Genomic DNA, 15,601 nt, shown 5'->3' with positions numbered 1-15,601 from the left:
GACATTCACGACTCATTAGGGCTCACCTCGATTCTTTGGATAATACTAGAGTGTATGAGGGAGCCGCACGCATTGCTTGTACCTTTGGCTGGACAAGAGAAAAATGGAGAAGAGCGTAGTCGCAAATGCGGCGAAAAAGAAAGAACACCCGGCAGCAGTCCGCCCGAAGGCGGCAGCGCAGGGTGTTCTTCTATGATTTGCGTTCAATCAGAATCGTCAGGCTGACGAGCGTGACGAAGACGGTTGCGCCCATGTCGGACAGAATCGCGAACCATAACGTGAGCCAGCCCGGAAGCGTAAGCAACAGCGCGGCCAGCTTCAATCCGAGCGAGATTGCAATGTTGAAGCGGATCGTGCGGTTGACGTGTTTGGCCGTGCGGATCGCTTCCGGCAATTTGCCAAGATGATCCTGCATGAGCACGACGTCCGCGGTTTCGATTGCGCTGTCCGTTCCTTTGCCCATCGCGATACCGATGTGAGCGGAAGCGAGAGCGGGTGCGTCGTTAATGCCGTCGCCGACCATGCCCACGACGCCTTCCTCGGCGAGACGCCGCACCTTCGCAACCTTCTCCTCGGGCAGCAGGCCGCCGAACGCTTCATCTACGCCTACCGCTCGGGCGACCTTCTCCGCGGTTTTCGCATGGTCGCCCGTCAGCATGACGGTGCGTCTAATTCCTTGACGGCGCAGCGCCGCTAGCACGGACGCGCTTTCCTCGCGAATCTCGTCGGCGATGCCGAACAACCCGAGAATCGCGGCGGAATCGGCGACAAGAACAATCGTAAGCCCCTGCTGCTTATAGGCTTCAATCTCGGCACGAATAGACTCGGGAATGTTGAAGTGCTCGACGATGTTCTCGTTGCCCAGCCAATAGGAGGCTCCGTCGCATTCGGCCACGGCTCCGCGGCCAGGAACGGCGCGGATGTCGACGGCCTCAGGCAATGTTACGCCCGCTCGGACGACCTCCTTCATGATCGCTTTGGCCAGCGGATGGGAGGAGGATTGTTCAATGGCTCCCGCGACGGCGAGAAAACGTTCTGCGTCGTATACGGTCATTTGCTCCACGTACGGCTCGCCCTTGGTCAACGTTCCGGTTTTATCGAAGGCCAGCGTATCCAGCTTGCCGAGCTGCTCAAGATGGATGCCGCCTTTGACAAGAATGCCGTGGCGGGCGCTGCGCGCGATGCCCGACAGAATCGCGATCGGGGACGAAAGAATAAGCGCGCACGGGCAGCCCACGATCAAGACGGCCAACCCTTGATATAGCCATTTCGTCCAATCTCCGCCCAGCAGCAGCGGAGGGACCGACGCTACGAGCGCCGCGACGAGCATGATGAGCGGCGTGTAGTATTTCGCGAAACGATCAATGAATAGCTCGGTCGGCGTCTTCGTCTCCTGCGCCTCTTCGACAAGATGCAAAATTCGGGCGAGGGAGGAGTCTTTATACGCTTTGCGGATGCGTACGCGAATAACGCCTTCGTTGTTGATGCTTCCTCCGAATACGGCATCGCCTTCGCCTTTCTCCAACGGCAGCGATTCTCCGGTAATGGCCGCTTCGTTCACCGAGCTTCGTCCGAAGACGACCTCGCCGTCGGACGGAATTTTCTCCCCGGGCTTCACGATAACCGTGTCGCCCGCTTGCAGCGCCGCGATCGGTACGATCGACTCTTTGCCATCCTCAAGCTTGCTCGCTTGCTTCGGCGCGACGCTAAGCAGCCGTTCCATCGATCGCCGGGCTTTCTCCATCCCCAGCCCCTCGAGCAGCTCGTTAACGCCGAATAAAATGGCGACCAGCGTCGCTTCCTTCCATTCGCCGATTGCGACGGCTCCGATCAGCGCGATTGTCATCAACGTGTCGATATTGAACTTGAGCCGGAACAGGTTCTTCGCGCCCTTATAAAAAGTAGAGTATCCGCTAAGCGCGGCGGCTAGCAAATAACAGACGACGGCGAGCGAAGAGGAGAGTCGTCCGTCCATGATGAGAGCAGCGACATAGATTGCGGTCGAAACGGCCAATAGCGCGATCATCCGTTTGCTGCCGTGAGAGTGAGCATGGTCGTGCTCATGCGAGTGCTCATGGCTATGAGGCTGGCTATGATCGTGAAAGCCGGAATGTTCGTGTGCATGCGGCTGGCTATGATCGTTCGAGTGATCGTGCGTGTGCGCCGCTTCAGTCAAAGCCATTGCCGATGCGTGCCCGGACCCGGAACCTTGTTCTGCAGGCTGTTCGACAAGATATGCGCGGTCGCTCTTCAGAATTTGCCTGACGCGATCGAGCGGAACCCGTTCATCGAGCTTAAGCTTGCCGCTGGCAAAGCTAAGCGAGGCCGTATCCCCGTAGTCCAGCCGCTTGATTTCCTCCTCCAGCGTCCGGGCGCAGTTCCCGCAAGACAGCCCTTTAACCCGGTATTCGATCATTTCAATCCTCTCCCATTATTAGGTGAATACTTGTTCATATAATAATTTAAAGCAAACGACAAAACAAGTCGAATAAAATCCAGAAGAGAAAATAGCAATTCATCGCGAGCCGGGCATATCGTTTCGTGTTAGGATTAAGAGGAAGATAAGCAGGAATGGAGTGCAAGGATGCAGAAGCTGGCAGCGATCGGATCCGCGTACAACGAGATTACCGTATATGAAACGTCGCAGTTGGACGGGGAGACGGGCAAATTCAGGTGCATTCGGTTCGCGGACGAGGATGTGCAAGGCGCGATGGACCTGAGAGATCGCCGTCGCCTCGTTCTCGGTTACCAGAAGGCGATGACCGCTCTGATGGAGCATCGCGATCCCGATTTCCGTAGCGCTTTTGTTATCGGACACGGGATCGGGTCGATTTCCGGCTATTTTCGCGGCAAAAGGATCAAAACGGCGGAGATCGACGAAGCGGTTGTGGAGCTGAGCCGACGGTATTTCGATTGCGCGGACGACAACGTCGAGATCGGCGACGGGCGGCAGCTTCTTAAAGCGGAGGCCGACCGGTCGCTCGACTATATCGTTCTTGACGCGTTTACTAGCAGGGGAACTCCGCCTCACCTCACGACGGTGGAATTTTTCCGGTTAGCCGCCGATAAGCTTCGGCTTGAAGGGGCGCTCCTTCTGAACATGATGGGCCGTCCGCAGGACGACAGCATGGCTGAGGCGATCCGCTCGACGCTGTGCCGGGCTTTCGCCGACGTTCGGTGCTATTCGTTGCCCGCGCCGCGGGAACGCGACAGAAGGAATCTGATTTTCGTAGGCAGCGGTGCGTCCGACGGCCTCGATAGCAGGGAGATCGGGCTTCGCGAAATCGAGCTGGCAGAAGGCTATATTATTTGGGACGGATCGGCGGCTTGGCGGTAACTTGATACTATTTCACGATTTGTGATACTTAGTCACCGAGTGCGGCCGCGACCGTAGACGAGTCCATGCGGATTGGATACAATGTCCCCGTTGTTGATCAACTTGAAGAAGTCGGGGGAATAACTTTGGAGACAACGCCGCAACTTTGGACGAAGACGGAAGGAGCCGCGCATGCCGCGCCCGAACAGGTCGGATTCGATTCCGGCCAGTTGGGCAAGCTGGACGCGCATTACGCAGAACTGATCGCGCAGGGCTTGCTGCAAGGTGGCGGGCATCTGGTGGCCCGCAACGGCAAAATCGCATCGTGGTCGGCGATGGGAAGACTGAATGGAGTAAAGGGCGAGGGAAGTCTGCAACCGGATTCCATCAGGAAGCTAAGCTCTCTGACCAAAGCGTTCACAACGATCGCCTTGGTCAAGCTGATCGAGGATGGCAAGCTCGATCTGGACCAGCCGGTCGCAGCGCTTCTCGAAGAATTCGACAATGGCACGTATCGGGACGTGACGCTGTTTCATCTGCTGACGCATACTTCCGGCATTTCGCCCGTTCCCGGCTATTACAACGAGCCTTATCCTCGCCGATGGTACGATCCGGACAGTCACAAGAGCTGGATCGTCCAGGCGCTGACGGGGTTGCCCGTCTGCAAGCCCGGCGAGGCGTACAATTATACGTCGACGGGTTACGCTTTGCTTGGCGAGATCGTATCGCGCGTGTCCGGCGAACGGTTCGAGGAATATGTGATGAACCGAATCGTGCGCCCGCTCGGTTTGGAGCGCACCTGGTTCGACGTTCCGGCGGAGCTGCACGCCGAAGTGTGCGTGGTGGATCAGTACGACATCGATTCGCTCGGCCAGTCGGCTGACAACTGGAAGGTCATTCCCCGCGCGGCCAGCGGAATCTATTCCACGATGTACGACCTATGGAAGCTGGGGCAAATGCTGCTGAACGGAGGGACGTTCGAAGGCAGGCGCATTCTCGGCCGCAAGTCGGTCGAGCTGCTCACAAAACGGCATCTGTTTCGAGTGCCCGCTTACCATTGGGGCGGACAGATCAAAGACAAGGGGCATGCGCTTGGCTTCGACCTGGCGATTCACTCCACCTCTTACGAATCGCAGGGAACGTATCAACTGGAGGGGGCGGGGCGGATCGCGCTGTTCGTCGATCCGGTCGAGAGCATGGTCGTCGTGCTGCTTGTGCCGTCCGTTCATTCGTGGGTTCCCCGGTCCGTGCTCGGTACGAAGCAGATTATTTGGTCCAGCCTGGTCTAGGACATACAGGTTAAAGCAAGGAAGAGAAGGTCCGGATTCATTCGGGAAGAGACGGCTTTACTCTATCGGAAAGGAGGCGATTCGGTTTTAGATACGCTATAAAGAAAATGCGCCGGTACGCATTTCTCCCCTTCGTCGTTTCGGATCGATGACCGATTTCGCAAACTACGAAAGGCGAGTGAGTATAGATGCGTTTGGTAACAGAAAGATTGATTGTTCGCCGCTTTGAAGCGGCAGATTGGCCGGATGTTCTGGGCTATACGTCCGATCGGGAGACGATGGCGTATATGCCGGACGGCCTGTTCGGGGAAGCGGACGCCAAGCGCTTCGTTATCGAGAACGGAGGCTCCGACGCCCGCAATTATGCGGTCGTGCTGAAGGGAGTTCAGCAGCTTATCGGGCATATCGTTTTCCATCCGTGGTTCGGAGATCACACCTACGAGATCGGATGGGTGATCGCGCCGGGCTTTCGCGGGCGAGGCTATGCGACGGAAGCGGCTCAAGCCGTGCTGCAATTCGGCTTCGCCGAGCTGGGGCTGCATCGCGTCATCGCGACGTGTCAGCCCGAGAATGCCGCTTCGAGCCGTGTAATGGAGCGTCTTGGCATGCGAAGGGAAGGCTGCTTCCTAAAATGCATTCCGCGGGGCGACGGCGTATGGTGGGATGAATATGTCTACGCCGTTCTGGCAGAGGAGTGGAAGTAGACGATAGAGGAAGCCGTCGGCAGTCGATCCGGGATTACCCGGATGTCAGCCGACGGCTTTTTTTGTTAACGCCGTTCTTCCGTGGAATATTTCTTCAGGGCAATGACCGCATTATGTCCGCCGAAGCCGAACGAATTGGACATGCCGACATTCAGCTCGGCCCGCCGCGCCTCGTTCGGCACGCAGTCCAGATCGCAGTCGGGGTCCGGCGTCTCGTAATTGATCGTCGGCGGAATCAGCCCGTTCTGCAGGCTCTTGACCAGAGCGATCGCCTCGACCGCGCTGGAGGCGCCAAGCAGATGCCCTGTCATCGATTTGTTGGCCGTCACCGGCACGCGATAGGCGTGAGCTCCGAACAGCCGCTTGATCGCCAGCGTCTCTGAGCGATCTCCGATTTCCGTGCTCGTTGCATGGGCGCTAATGACGTCGACCTGCTCCGGATGAAGATCGGCTTCGGCCAGCGCCAGCTTCATCGCCCGATAAGCCCCGTCCCCGTCCGGGTGTGTCGCCACCATATGATAGGCGTCAGACGATGCGCCGTAGCCGAGAACCTCAGCGTAGATGCGAGCCCCGCGGCGCTTAGCGTGAGCCAACGATTCCAGAATAACGATGCCGGACCCTTCGGCCATGACGAAGCCGTCCCGGCCGGCGTCGAACGGACGGCTCGCCGCAGCCGGATCGTCGTTGCGCGAAGAGAGAGCGGTCGCATTGCCGAAGCTGGCGAGCGAAATTTCCGACAAGGCCGCCTCGGCGCCGCCCGCGATGACGATGTCCGCTCCGCCGCCGCGGATGAGTCGGAACGCTTCTCCGATCGACGTATTGCCGATCGAGCAAGCCGTTACCGGCGACATTGTCGGGCCAAGCGCTCCGAACTTCATGCTGATCAGAGCCGCGGCCATATTTGAGATGATCATCGGCACAAGCGTCGGACTGACCCGTTCCGGGCCGCGATCCCGCAGCACTCCGGCTTGATCTATCAGCGTCTGCAAGCCCCCGACTCCGGAGCCGACGTAGACGCCGAGCCGTTCCCCGTTGATCTGTTCCTTCTGCAGTCCGGCATCCTCCCAAGCCTCGCCGGCGGCGGCCATCGCGAACTGGCAGAAGCGATCCATTCTCCGCGCTTCCTTGCGTCCGAACAGCGCCTCGGCATCGAAGCCGCGAACCGCTCCGGCAATTTTCGTTTTGAACCGGGCGGTATCGAAGCTCTCGATGCGGGACACTCCGGACTGTCCGCCCGCCAAACGCTCCCAGAAGCTGTCCACCGAGTTGCCCAGCGGGGAGATGACGCCCATTCCGGTAATCACGACTTGTTCGACTTGCCTCATGCCGATCCACTCCTTGTACCTGTTAAAGTACATCCAGCATCTCATTCCTGTTATCCTATTACAAGTTGTCGTTTATACTAGTATAATAAATACTACGATAAGTCGATTGGTCCAACTTATATAAAAGAACCGGAGGGACGGGACATGAATCATGATGCGAGGCTGCTCGCTTTATCCGCTTTCCTCAAAGCGAAGCGGGCCAAAATCTCCCCGGAATCCGCAGGATTCGGCACGGGCGCGCGCAGAAGAACTCCCGGGCTGCGCCGAGAGGAGGTAGCCCAGCTTGCCGGGGTCAGCCTGACCTGGTACACGTGGCTCGAGCAGGGAAGAGACATTCGCGTATCGTCGTCCGTACTCGACTGCATCGCTTCGGCGCTTCAGCTCAGCGTGGACGAGCGCAAGTATTTGGTCTCGCTGGCGATGGAGGTCAGCCCGGGAATCTCTCTCAAAGAGGAAACGCCCAAGATCAGTCCGTCGCTCAGACGAATTTTGCAGGAGCTAACCTACTGCCCCACCCTCATTACGGACCGGCGCCATACGATCGTCGGCTGGAACGAGGCGGCGTCGCACGTCTTTCTCGATTTCGAACAAGTTCCGGTGCAGGACCGCAACATGATTCGTCTGCTGTTTGCGAGGAAGGAGCTGCGGAGATTGGCGGTCAATTGGGAGCACTTTACGAAGGGGTTTCTCGCAATCTTTCGCGCTTACTACGGTCAGTATGTCGACGACAAATGGTACGATCGCTTTCTCGGAGAGATGAAGGCGGCTCATCCGGAGTTCGAGGCTTTATGGGAGGAGAGCGAAGTTCAATCCGCTCCGGAGGTGCTGATCGAATTCAGGCACGCCAAGGTCGGCAAAATGCTGTTCCATTTGACTTCGCTTCAAGTGCAGGGCGCCGATCTGCGCTGCAGCATCTATACGCCGGCGCCGGAATCGACGACCGAAAACAAGCTGAAGCGGCTGATCGGGGGAAGCGCTATTCTGAACGGCGAAGCATTCTCATAGGGTAGAAGGACAGGCAAACTGCCGAATCTTCGAACAGGATGGGATGCGGGATGGATACGCTGCGTTTGCAAGTGACGGGAATGACGTGCGCCGCATGCTCGGCCCGCATTGAGAAGGGGCTTGGCCGCATGAGCGGCGTTCGCAGCGCGAGCGTCAACATGGCGACGGCGCAAGCTTTCGTGCAATACGACTCGCAGGTGACCGGTGAAGCGGATATTCGCCGCAAAATCGAACAGCTGGGATACGGCGCCGCCGAGCAGGTCGATTCCCCGCAGAAGGCGCATGAATCGGAAGTTCGCGCCCTGCGCGGCAAGCTTGCGGTGTCCGTTGCCGTCTCCGTTCCCCTCTTTTGGGCGATGCTCGCCCATCTTGCTTTTTTGCCGTCGCAGATCTGGATCCCGGCCATTTTTTTTAATCCTTATTTGCAGCTGGGATTGGCGACGGTGCTGCAATTTTACGTTGGCTACTCCTTTTACAGGGGCGCTTACCAGGCGTTGAAGCAGAGAAGCGCCAATATGGACGCGCTTGTCGTACTGAGCACTTCCGTCGCCTACTTCTACAGCCATTATAAGCTGTTGAGCTTCCCTGGAACGGTCTCCCACGATCAACTCTATTTCGATGCGATCGCGATGATTATGACCGTCGTTCTGCTTGGCAAGCTGCTTGAAGCGAAAGCGAAAGGACGGGCGCTCAAAGATTTGAACGAGCTCTACGGCTTGCAGATCCGCTTTGTTCGCGTGATGCGCGAGCAAGGAGAGGAATGGATTCCGGCAGGCGAGCTGCGTCGGGGAGAGCAAGCTGTCGTATTGGCCGGAGAGTGGATTTCCGCAGACGGCCGCATCGTCTCGGGCGCAGCCGAGGTGGACGAGTCGCTGCTGACCGGCGAGAGCGTGCCCGTACTGAGGCAGAAGGGGGACTATGCATACAGCGGAACTCGCTGCCTGAACGGCAGCTTGCGGATTCGCGCCGAATGCGACGCGGGAGAGACGAGGCTCTCGCGCATGATCGCGATGGTGGAGGAGGCGCAAAGCTTGAAGCCGACGATCGCGCGCAAAGTGGATCGGGCGGCAGCGGTGTTCGTGCCGGCGATGGCGTTGTGCGCCGCGGCGACTTATGTGGGCTGGACGCTGCTGGCCGACGGGGCGTCTGCGGATATGGCGCTCCGCTATGCGCTGGCCGTGCTGCTTATCGCCTGTCCGTGCGCGCTTGGCCTGGCGGCTCCGGTGTCGATTCTGATCGCTACCGCTCTGGCCGCCAAACGCGGCATCCTCTTTAAGCACGGAAGCGCGATGGAAACGCTGGCGAAGGCCGACCGTATCTTGTTCGACAAAACCGGCACGTTAACCGAAGGCAAGCCCCGTCTGATCGGGGTGCAAAGTGCGGGTCACCCGAACGCCTATTTGTTGAAAATGGCGGCGGCTATCGAGCGGCATTCCGCGCACCCGCTCGCCCAAGCGATCGTTCGCGAGGCGGAGCGCCTGCGCGTACTGATCCCCGAGACGACGGATGTGCGCGAGGTGCCTGGAGGCGGGATGCAAGGGATGGCGGAAAATCGGCAGATCCGCGTTGGCCATCCTCGCTGGGTGCTTGGCGGAGACGTCGTGCTTGCAGAAACGGGTATGAAGCATGAAACTGCGGGACCGGGCGAAACTGTGCTGTACGTCACGGTAGACGGACGACTGGAAGGAGCGTTGACGTTCGCCGATACGCTGAGAGAAGAAGCGTCAGCCATAGCACGCGAGCTGGAACGGACGGCTTCTCTGGGCATCGTGACGGGCGACCAGCCGGAGCCGGCGAACGAGATTGCCCGTCAGGCGGGTATCCGCGACGTTCACGCCGCTTGTACGCCGGATCGCAAGGCGGCCATCGTTGAGGAAGCGCGTCGCAGCGGCCGGGTGGTCGTCTTTGTCGGAGACGGCAGCAACGACGCCGCGGCGCTGGCTACGGCAGACGTCGGTGTCGCGATGGGCGGCGGGGCGGGGGCCGCCATGCAGACCGGCGACGTCGTACTGACGCGAGATCGCTTGTCCGGCCTCGCGGACGCGGTCGTCATCAGTCGGGCGACGCTTCGCAACATCAGGCAAAACATCGGCTTCGCAGTGGCGTACAATACCGCCGCCGTGCCGCTGGCCGCGCTCGGCTTCCTCGACCCGAGAATCGCCTGCACAGGCATGGCGGCCAGCTCGCTGCTCGTCGTCGCCAACGCGCTCCGTCTGCGGCGCTTGGCGGCGGGAGGGCGCGGATAATGCTGGCGCAGAGCCTGCTTCTCGCCGCGACCGCGGGGCTGATGGGCGCTCCCCACTGCCTGATCATGTGCGGGGGCATAACTTCGTCGTTCGCGCTTAATGCGCGGGGCAATCCGCTGAAGGCTGCCGCCGCTTATCATGCGGGCAGAATTACGACCTATACGATCACCGGCGCCTTCATGGGGCTGATCGGTTCTTTCCTGAACGCGGCAGGGACGTTCGTCGGGCTGCAAGGGGCCGCAAGCATTCTGGGCGGTATCCTGATTATTGCTTGGACCTACAGTCGTTATACGCTGCCCTATCCGCACCGCTTCATGCCGCTGGGCAAGCGGGCGGATGAGGCGTTAGTCGCGGGCAAGCGCGGGGGACAATGGCTGGGTACATACTCCTCCGGCTTGCTGCTCGGCTTTCTTCCGTGCGGACTGACCTACGCCATGCAGATGAACGCCGCCGCTTCCGGATCGTGGGCGGAGGGAGCGGCCTATCTGCTCGTCTTCGGGCTGGCCACCGTACCGGTGTTCGCGCTGCTGGCGCTCTTCTCCGGCCGGCTGAGCCGGTCCGGAAGGAAAGCGATGCGAGTCGCGGGGACGGCGCTTGCCTATACGATGGGCATTCTGGCCATTCTGAAAGGGCTGGCCGTCAACGGCTGGATCCCCAGCGTTCACCCGTGGCTATGGTAGTAGTTAATGTCATTAACTATACAGCTTTAAAAGCATAAGCCGTCGTCAGCGAGTTTCCATCCGAGCAGACGGCGATTTCTGCCTGCCATTTGCCCGGCATGACAGGAACGGCCAGCAGCTCGTATTGACCCGGCGCGACCTCGCGCGTCTCTGCCGGGATGCGACCGCAGAACATGCCGGGCATAACGAGATAAGCTTCGATCGTTATCGTTTCCACCGGATTTCCGCTCTCGTCCTGCACCGTCAATCGGATGATATTTTCCTCCATAACTGCAGCCCCGCCCGGCTCGGACCGAACGTCCAGCCGCAGCCCCGCACCGCTTGCAGACGCCGAAGTTTCGCCTTCGTCAGATAACTTTCCGCCAAACTCTCCGCAGCCTCCGACTACGAGCAAGCCGGCCGAACAGATTAAAGCGATGAGCCATTTGGTCATTTTACCCCTTCTTTCGCAAGCTGCTCTTATTTATTCACGCTTATGCGCAGTTGTCACAATTATGTCAACGGATGTAGCCCTAATGAGTTATGCCAATACCCCCATATAGGGCTAGAATAGGGAGGAAGTATTCGACAGTAAGGAGCGATCCGTATGACAAAGAGAACCTTGGGATTGCTGATCATGGTCGTCCTTGCGGCGCTGAGTCTGGCGGCGTGCTCGTCGTCCCGACCAGGCGATCAAGATCCGAAAGACGTGAAGGTCGAGCTGAGAACGGATCCCGCGGAAGCGAAGGCCGGGGCGGAAGTTAAGCTGATTACGACCGTGAAGGGACTGGTGGACGAGAAGAACACGATCGTGCAGTACGAAATTCGCAAGGCCGATCACAGCGGTCTGCCGGAGCTGATCGAGCAAGTCGATCGGGAGGGGACTACCTATTCGGCAGGCTTCACCTTCTCGGAAAGCGCGACGTACGACGTGTATATTCACATCTACAACGGCGAGCTGCACATTACGAAGAAAAAGCCGGTGGAAGTGAAGCCATGAGCATCCTGAAGCGTCGGGAAGGCACAGGCACAGGAGCGATTGGCGGCCTGCTGCTGATCGGTCTGCTTGCGTCCTTCGCATCGCCCGGGCAGGCGTCCGCGGCGGAGTCGGCGTCCGAGCTTCAATCGCTGATCGACGCCGCGAAGCCCGGCAGCGAAATCGTGCTGGCGGCGGGAAGCTATTCCGGACCGGCGGTGATCGACAAGCCGCTCGCGGTTCGCGGAGAGGACGGCGCGACGATCTACGGCGGCGAGGGGGCGGCGGCGCTAACCGTCCGCGCTCCCGGAGTGGAACTGAGCGGCTTCAAGGTGGTAAGCGCCAAATCGGACAAGCTGGCCGCTATCGCCGTCGAAGCCGACGACGCCGTCATCCGTGAGACGGTCGTCGTATCGTCGGGGCTCGGAATTTCGCTGCGTGATGCGGACCGGGCTCTCATCGTCGGCAATACGGTTTATCCGTCCTCGCAAGAAGGAGGAACGGACGGGTATACGGGCGGCGTGCGGACAGGCAACGGGATCGATCTCTACGACTCGCACGATGCGCGAATCGAAGGCAACGAGGTCCACGGCATGAAAGACGGCATCTATTTGGAGAAAAGCCATCGTGCATCCGTCGAAGCGAACCGAGTCTATCGTTCGCGATACGGCATCCATTGCATGTATACGGACGGCACGTTAATTGTCGGCAACGAAGGCGAGTATAACGTGACCGGCGCGATGGTGATGGGGGTCAGGGACGCCGTCGTGACGGACAATTCGTTCCGCAAGCAGAGCGAGAACGTCCATTCCCAAGGGCTGCTGCTGTTCGACGTTCAGACGTCGCGCATCGAGCGCAACACCTTTGAGGGCAATCGGGTCGGCATTTACATGGAGCTGTCCTCGAACAATCGGCTTGAGGCCAACGAAGTGCTCAGAAATTTTGTCGGCGTCCAGTTTCTCGAATCCGCCGACAACGAGTTTACTAGAAATACGTTTCTGTCCAACGTCATTGAAGCTCAGGCGACGGACAGTGCCGGCAATCGGCTGTCCAACAACTATTGGGACGCCGCGCAGGCGCTGGATCGGGACGGAGACGGGACAAGCGATTTGACATACGCCATCAATCCTTTTTTCGCAACGGCGGTCGATCGCACGCCGGCCTACCAGCTGTTTTTTCAAGCTCCGGGCATGACGTTCCTAAGCGGTTTGTTCACAGCTAACAATAACGAGTGGTCGTTCGACGCCGCGCCGCTGATGAATCCGCCCGAAGGGGCGGAGGGCGGTGCGCAATCGTCCGACGGGCGGAATACGGCTGTCGGGGCGATCGGAATCGCGCTATTGCTTGCGGCTGCATCAATCATTTATTGGGGGGCAAGAAAATCATGAAAAAGTGGATTATTCTCGGGGTACTTACGCTAGCGCTGTCTATTCTCGCAGGATGCGGAGGAACGAAATACGAAGCGGTTCCGATCGACGAAGCGGTCGACGTATGCGCGATCTGCAAAATGCAGGTGAAGGACGACGCCTATGCAACGCAGCTTACGACGAAAGACGGCAAGACGTACAAATTCGACGATCTCGGGTGTATGAACGAATGGAAGCAAAAAAACGGCACGGACAACATTGGAATGGATTACGTGCGCGATTACAACGACAAGGAATGGATTGAATTGTCCAAAGCGAGCTTCGTCTACGACGCTTCGATTCGGACTCCGATGGCTTACGGAATCGTCAGCTTCAAGGACAAGAAATCGGCCGAGGCGTTTATCGCCGAGCAGGGCGTAGGGCAACTGATGAGCGCGAGCGATTTGAAGGCTCATGGCTGGGAGCAAAATAAGCAAGGCATGGAAGGAATGGAGCACAGCCACGATGCCGAAGGCGGTATGGAAGGACACGATGCGGAAGGCGGCACGGAAGGGCACGGAGCGTCGTCGGGAGCTGCCGAGACGGAGCAGCACGCGGGGATGTAAACGATGGCTAACATGCTGCACGTCGCGATGAGAGAAATCCGAATCGGATTTCGCAACCCGTGGTCTTACTCCTTTATGGCGCTATTCTCCGTGTTCAGCCTCAGCCTGCTGCTGATGAACGCCCGGGGCGTCGTGGAGGGCTATTCCGGAACGACCGGTTCGATGATCAGTCTGATCCTTTATTTGCTGCCGCTCATGACGTTGTTTCTCGGCTCGTTCTCGCTGACGGCGGAGAAGGAGGAGGGCAGCTGGCAGCTGCTCTCGACCTATCCGCTCAAGACGTTCTCTTACATCGTTGGAAAATATGCAGGCTTGACCGTTGTGCTGCTTACGATCGTCGCGTTCGGCTACGGGTTGATGGGAGCGGTCGGACTTGTTGCGGGGGCCGGTTTCTCCTTGCAGACCTACCTTCTGTTCCTGGCGTTTTCAGCAGGTCTCGTGCTGCTGTTTCTGGCGCTGGCGATGATCGTCGGTTCGCTCTCGCGCAACCGTTGGCAGGCGATGACGATCTGCGTCGCGCTCTGGTTTTTCCTCGTCATCGGCTGGTCGACGATTCTGATTTCGCTCTTGGACAGTCTGCCCTATCCATGGATCAAGCCGCTGCTCGTCGCGCTGACGTTCTGCAACCCGGCCGAATTGGTTCGACTCTTCGTCGTTATCAAGCTCGGCGGGGGAGCGGTGCTCGGGCCGGAATATTACAACTGGGTTCAGTGGGCGCAAGGACCAAGCGGAACGCTTGTGTTTCTTGGAGGCTGCGCGGCGATGATTGCATTAGCCGGAACGCTCGTCTGCTGGATTTGGGAAAGGAGGCGTTCGCATGGCTGAGCCGCTGTTGGTCGCGGACGGAATTTCCAAAGCGATTAAGAAAAGCGTCCTGGTCGAACCGATCGATATAAAGCTGGATCGGGGGGAGGTGCTTGCCCTATGCGGAGGCAACGGCGCGGGCAAAAGCACGATTCTGCGCATGATCGCGGGCATTATGCGGCCTAGCTCCGGGAGCGTGCGCATGAACGGCAACGATTGGACTCGTAGCCGCGCAGAGTATTCCAGGCAGCTCGGGTATATGCCTGACGACTACTCGTTCAGCCCGGGACTGACGGCGATGGAGGCGCTGAGCTTCTGGGCGGCACTGCGCGGCGTCGGTCAAGCGCGTGTGCTGGAGGCGCTGGAGCTAGTCGGCCTGAAAGACAAACGCAGCGGCAAGGTTCAGACGTTCTCCAAAGGCATGAGACAGCGCTTGCTGTTCGCCCAGGCGATTCTCGCCGAGCCGCCGCTGCTGCTGATGGACGAGCCGACCAACGGCCTCGATCCTTACTGGATGGACGAGTTCGTGCGCCTGCTCGGAGAATTGAAAAAACGCGGCCATGCCGTCGTCTTCAGTACGCACCAGCTTCAGACGGCGGAAGAGATCGCGGATCGGGTCGTATTTCTGATCGACGGGCGCAAATGCGGAGAAGGCTCTGTCGAATCGTACCGGAAGCTTCACGGAGAGCATCCTTTGCACTCGGCGTTCCGGGCCGCGCTCGGTGGATGAGGGCGGGAGCCTCCAACCGGGGCCGGGCCACAGCGATCATCGCCCTGCTGGCGCTTGCCGCCGTGCTTGCCGTCGCTTGGCAGGTCTTTCGTTCCGACTCGGCGGGCAAGGGCGGACTGGCGGCGGGAATGAAGGCGCCGGCGATTGAAGGATTCGATACCTCCGGCGACCGAATCGATCTGCTTGACTATCGCGGACAGCCGGTTATCGTCAACTTCTGGGCTTCGTGGTGCGGGCCGTGCGTGAAGGAGATGCCGCTGCTCGACGAGGTTTATCGCAGCGCCTCCGGCCGATTTAAGCTGATCTCGGTCAATGTCGGCGATACGAAAGGGACGGTGAACGAGTTTTTGACCGAGCACGGCATCTCGTTCCCGGTGCTGATCGACGCGGCGGGCAAGGCGGCCGGACGTTATCGCTTATCGGCGCTTCCCGCGACGTTCGCGATCGATGCCGAAGGCCGGATCAGCCATGCGGGGCTAGGACAGATCACCGAAGCCGATCAGTTGTATGCTTTTCTTCAAACCAACGATTAAGCTTCTACAATTTGCGTTAAAAATAGGGTAAGCTATGTTCGA

Annotated in this window: 15 protein-coding genes; 12 read left to right on the top strand and 3 right to left on the bottom strand. The window is 59.1% G+C overall.

The window, feature by feature from the left end:
- Positions 1-190 precede the first annotated feature (190 nt).
- Positions 191-2,416, bottom strand: coding sequence for a heavy metal translocating P-type ATPase (locus tag J4772_RS14865; RefSeq protein ID WP_209075824.1), 2,226 nt, complete (start codon positions 2,414-2,416; stop codon positions 191-193).
- A 168-nt stretch (positions 2,417-2,584) separates the two neighbouring features.
- On the opposite strand from J4772_RS14865, the gene J4772_RS14860 reads away from it, so the two are divergent.
- From J4772_RS14860 to J4772_RS14850, 3 genes are all read left to right on the top strand, one after another.
- Positions 2,585-3,337: a spermidine synthase gene (locus J4772_RS14860; RefSeq protein WP_247741104.1), complete on the top strand. Its 753-nt coding sequence runs from the start codon at positions 2,585-2,587 to the stop codon at positions 3,335-3,337.
- Between the two features lie 125 nt (positions 3,338-3,462).
- Positions 3,463-4,605 (top strand): serine hydrolase domain-containing protein, encoded by a 1,143-nt coding sequence (locus J4772_RS14855; protein ID WP_209075823.1) that lies wholly within the window; start codon positions 3,463-3,465, stop codon positions 4,603-4,605.
- A 188-nt stretch (positions 4,606-4,793) separates the two neighbouring features.
- On the top strand, positions 4,794-5,309 hold the full coding sequence (locus J4772_RS14850) for a GNAT family N-acetyltransferase (protein WP_209075822.1): 516 nt from the start codon (positions 4,794-4,796) through the stop codon (positions 5,307-5,309).
- A 65-nt stretch (positions 5,310-5,374) separates the two neighbouring features.
- On the opposite strand, the gene fabF is transcribed toward J4772_RS14850, so the two are convergent.
- Positions 5,375-6,634, bottom strand: a complete 1,260-nt coding sequence (gene fabF, locus J4772_RS14845) for a beta-ketoacyl-ACP synthase II (protein ID WP_209075821.1) — start codon at positions 6,632-6,634, stop codon at positions 5,375-5,377.
- A 144-nt stretch (positions 6,635-6,778) separates the two neighbouring features.
- On the opposite strand from fabF, the gene J4772_RS14840 reads away from it, so the two are divergent.
- From J4772_RS14840 to J4772_RS14830, 3 genes are read left to right on the top strand one after another with little or no spacing between them, the layout of a single operon-like run.
- A complete protein-coding gene (locus J4772_RS14840; protein ID WP_209075820.1) occupies positions 6,779-7,639 on the top strand; it encodes a helix-turn-helix transcriptional regulator in 861 nt (286 codons plus the stop codon).
- 50 nt (positions 7,640-7,689) lie between these two features.
- The gene (locus J4772_RS14835; RefSeq protein WP_209075819.1) at positions 7,690-9,885 is read left to right on the top strand and encodes a heavy metal translocating P-type ATPase; all 2,196 of its coding nucleotides are present in this window, start codon (positions 7,690-7,692) and stop codon (positions 9,883-9,885) included.
- Complete coding sequence (locus tag J4772_RS14830) at positions 9,885-10,565, top strand: sulfite exporter TauE/SafE family protein (RefSeq protein ID WP_209075818.1); 681 nt, start codon at positions 9,885-9,887, stop codon at positions 10,563-10,565. Before J4772_RS14835 ends, J4772_RS14830 begins: the two co-directional genes overlap by 1 nt.
- Positions 10,566-10,581: 16 nt before the next feature.
- Here J4772_RS14830 and J4772_RS14825 read toward each other — a convergent pair whose 3' ends face one another.
- Positions 10,582-10,998, bottom strand: coding sequence for a FixH family protein (locus tag J4772_RS14825; protein WP_209075817.1), 417 nt, complete (start codon positions 10,996-10,998; stop codon positions 10,582-10,584).
- Positions 10,999-11,151: 153 nt separating this feature from the next.
- Here J4772_RS14825 and J4772_RS14820 point away from each other — a divergent pair, with 153 nt between their 5' ends.
- From J4772_RS14820 to J4772_RS14795, 6 genes are read left to right on the top strand one after another with little or no spacing between them, the layout of a single operon-like run.
- A complete protein-coding gene (locus J4772_RS14820) occupies positions 11,152-11,544 on the top strand; it encodes a hypothetical protein (RefSeq protein WP_209075816.1) in 393 nt (130 codons plus the stop codon).
- The gene (locus tag J4772_RS14815) at positions 11,541-12,908 is read left to right on the top strand and encodes a right-handed parallel beta-helix repeat-containing protein (protein ID WP_209075815.1); all 1,368 of its coding nucleotides are present in this window, start codon (positions 11,541-11,543) and stop codon (positions 12,906-12,908) included. Before J4772_RS14820 ends, J4772_RS14815 begins: the two co-directional genes overlap by 4 nt.
- On the top strand, positions 12,905-13,492 hold the full coding sequence (locus tag J4772_RS14810; protein WP_116064270.1) for a nitrous oxide reductase accessory protein NosL: 588 nt from the start codon (positions 12,905-12,907) through the stop codon (positions 13,490-13,492). Before J4772_RS14815 ends, J4772_RS14810 begins: the two co-directional genes overlap by 4 nt.
- A 3-nt stretch (positions 13,493-13,495) precedes the next feature.
- Entirely contained in the window at positions 13,496-14,317 is an 822-nt protein-coding gene (locus J4772_RS14805) for an ABC transporter permease (RefSeq protein ID WP_209075814.1), read from the top strand.
- Positions 14,310-15,026: a heme ABC exporter ATP-binding protein CcmA gene (ccmA, locus tag J4772_RS14800; RefSeq protein ID WP_209075813.1), complete on the top strand. Its 717-nt coding sequence runs from the start codon at positions 14,310-14,312 to the stop codon at positions 15,024-15,026. Before J4772_RS14805 ends, ccmA begins: the two co-directional genes overlap by 8 nt.
- Positions 15,023-15,559, top strand: coding sequence for a TlpA family protein disulfide reductase (locus J4772_RS14795; RefSeq protein WP_209075812.1), 537 nt, complete (start codon positions 15,023-15,025; stop codon positions 15,557-15,559). Before ccmA ends, J4772_RS14795 begins: the two co-directional genes overlap by 4 nt.
- Positions 15,560-15,601 lie beyond the last annotated feature (42 nt).

This window comes from Cohnella sp. LGH, from assembly GCF_017671885.1.
Taxonomy (GTDB): Bacteria; Bacillota; Bacilli; order Paenibacillales; family Paenibacillaceae; genus Cohnella; species Cohnella phaseoli.
Note: the sequence above shows the minus strand (reverse complement) of the source record. Positions and strands in the feature narration are given on the sequence as shown.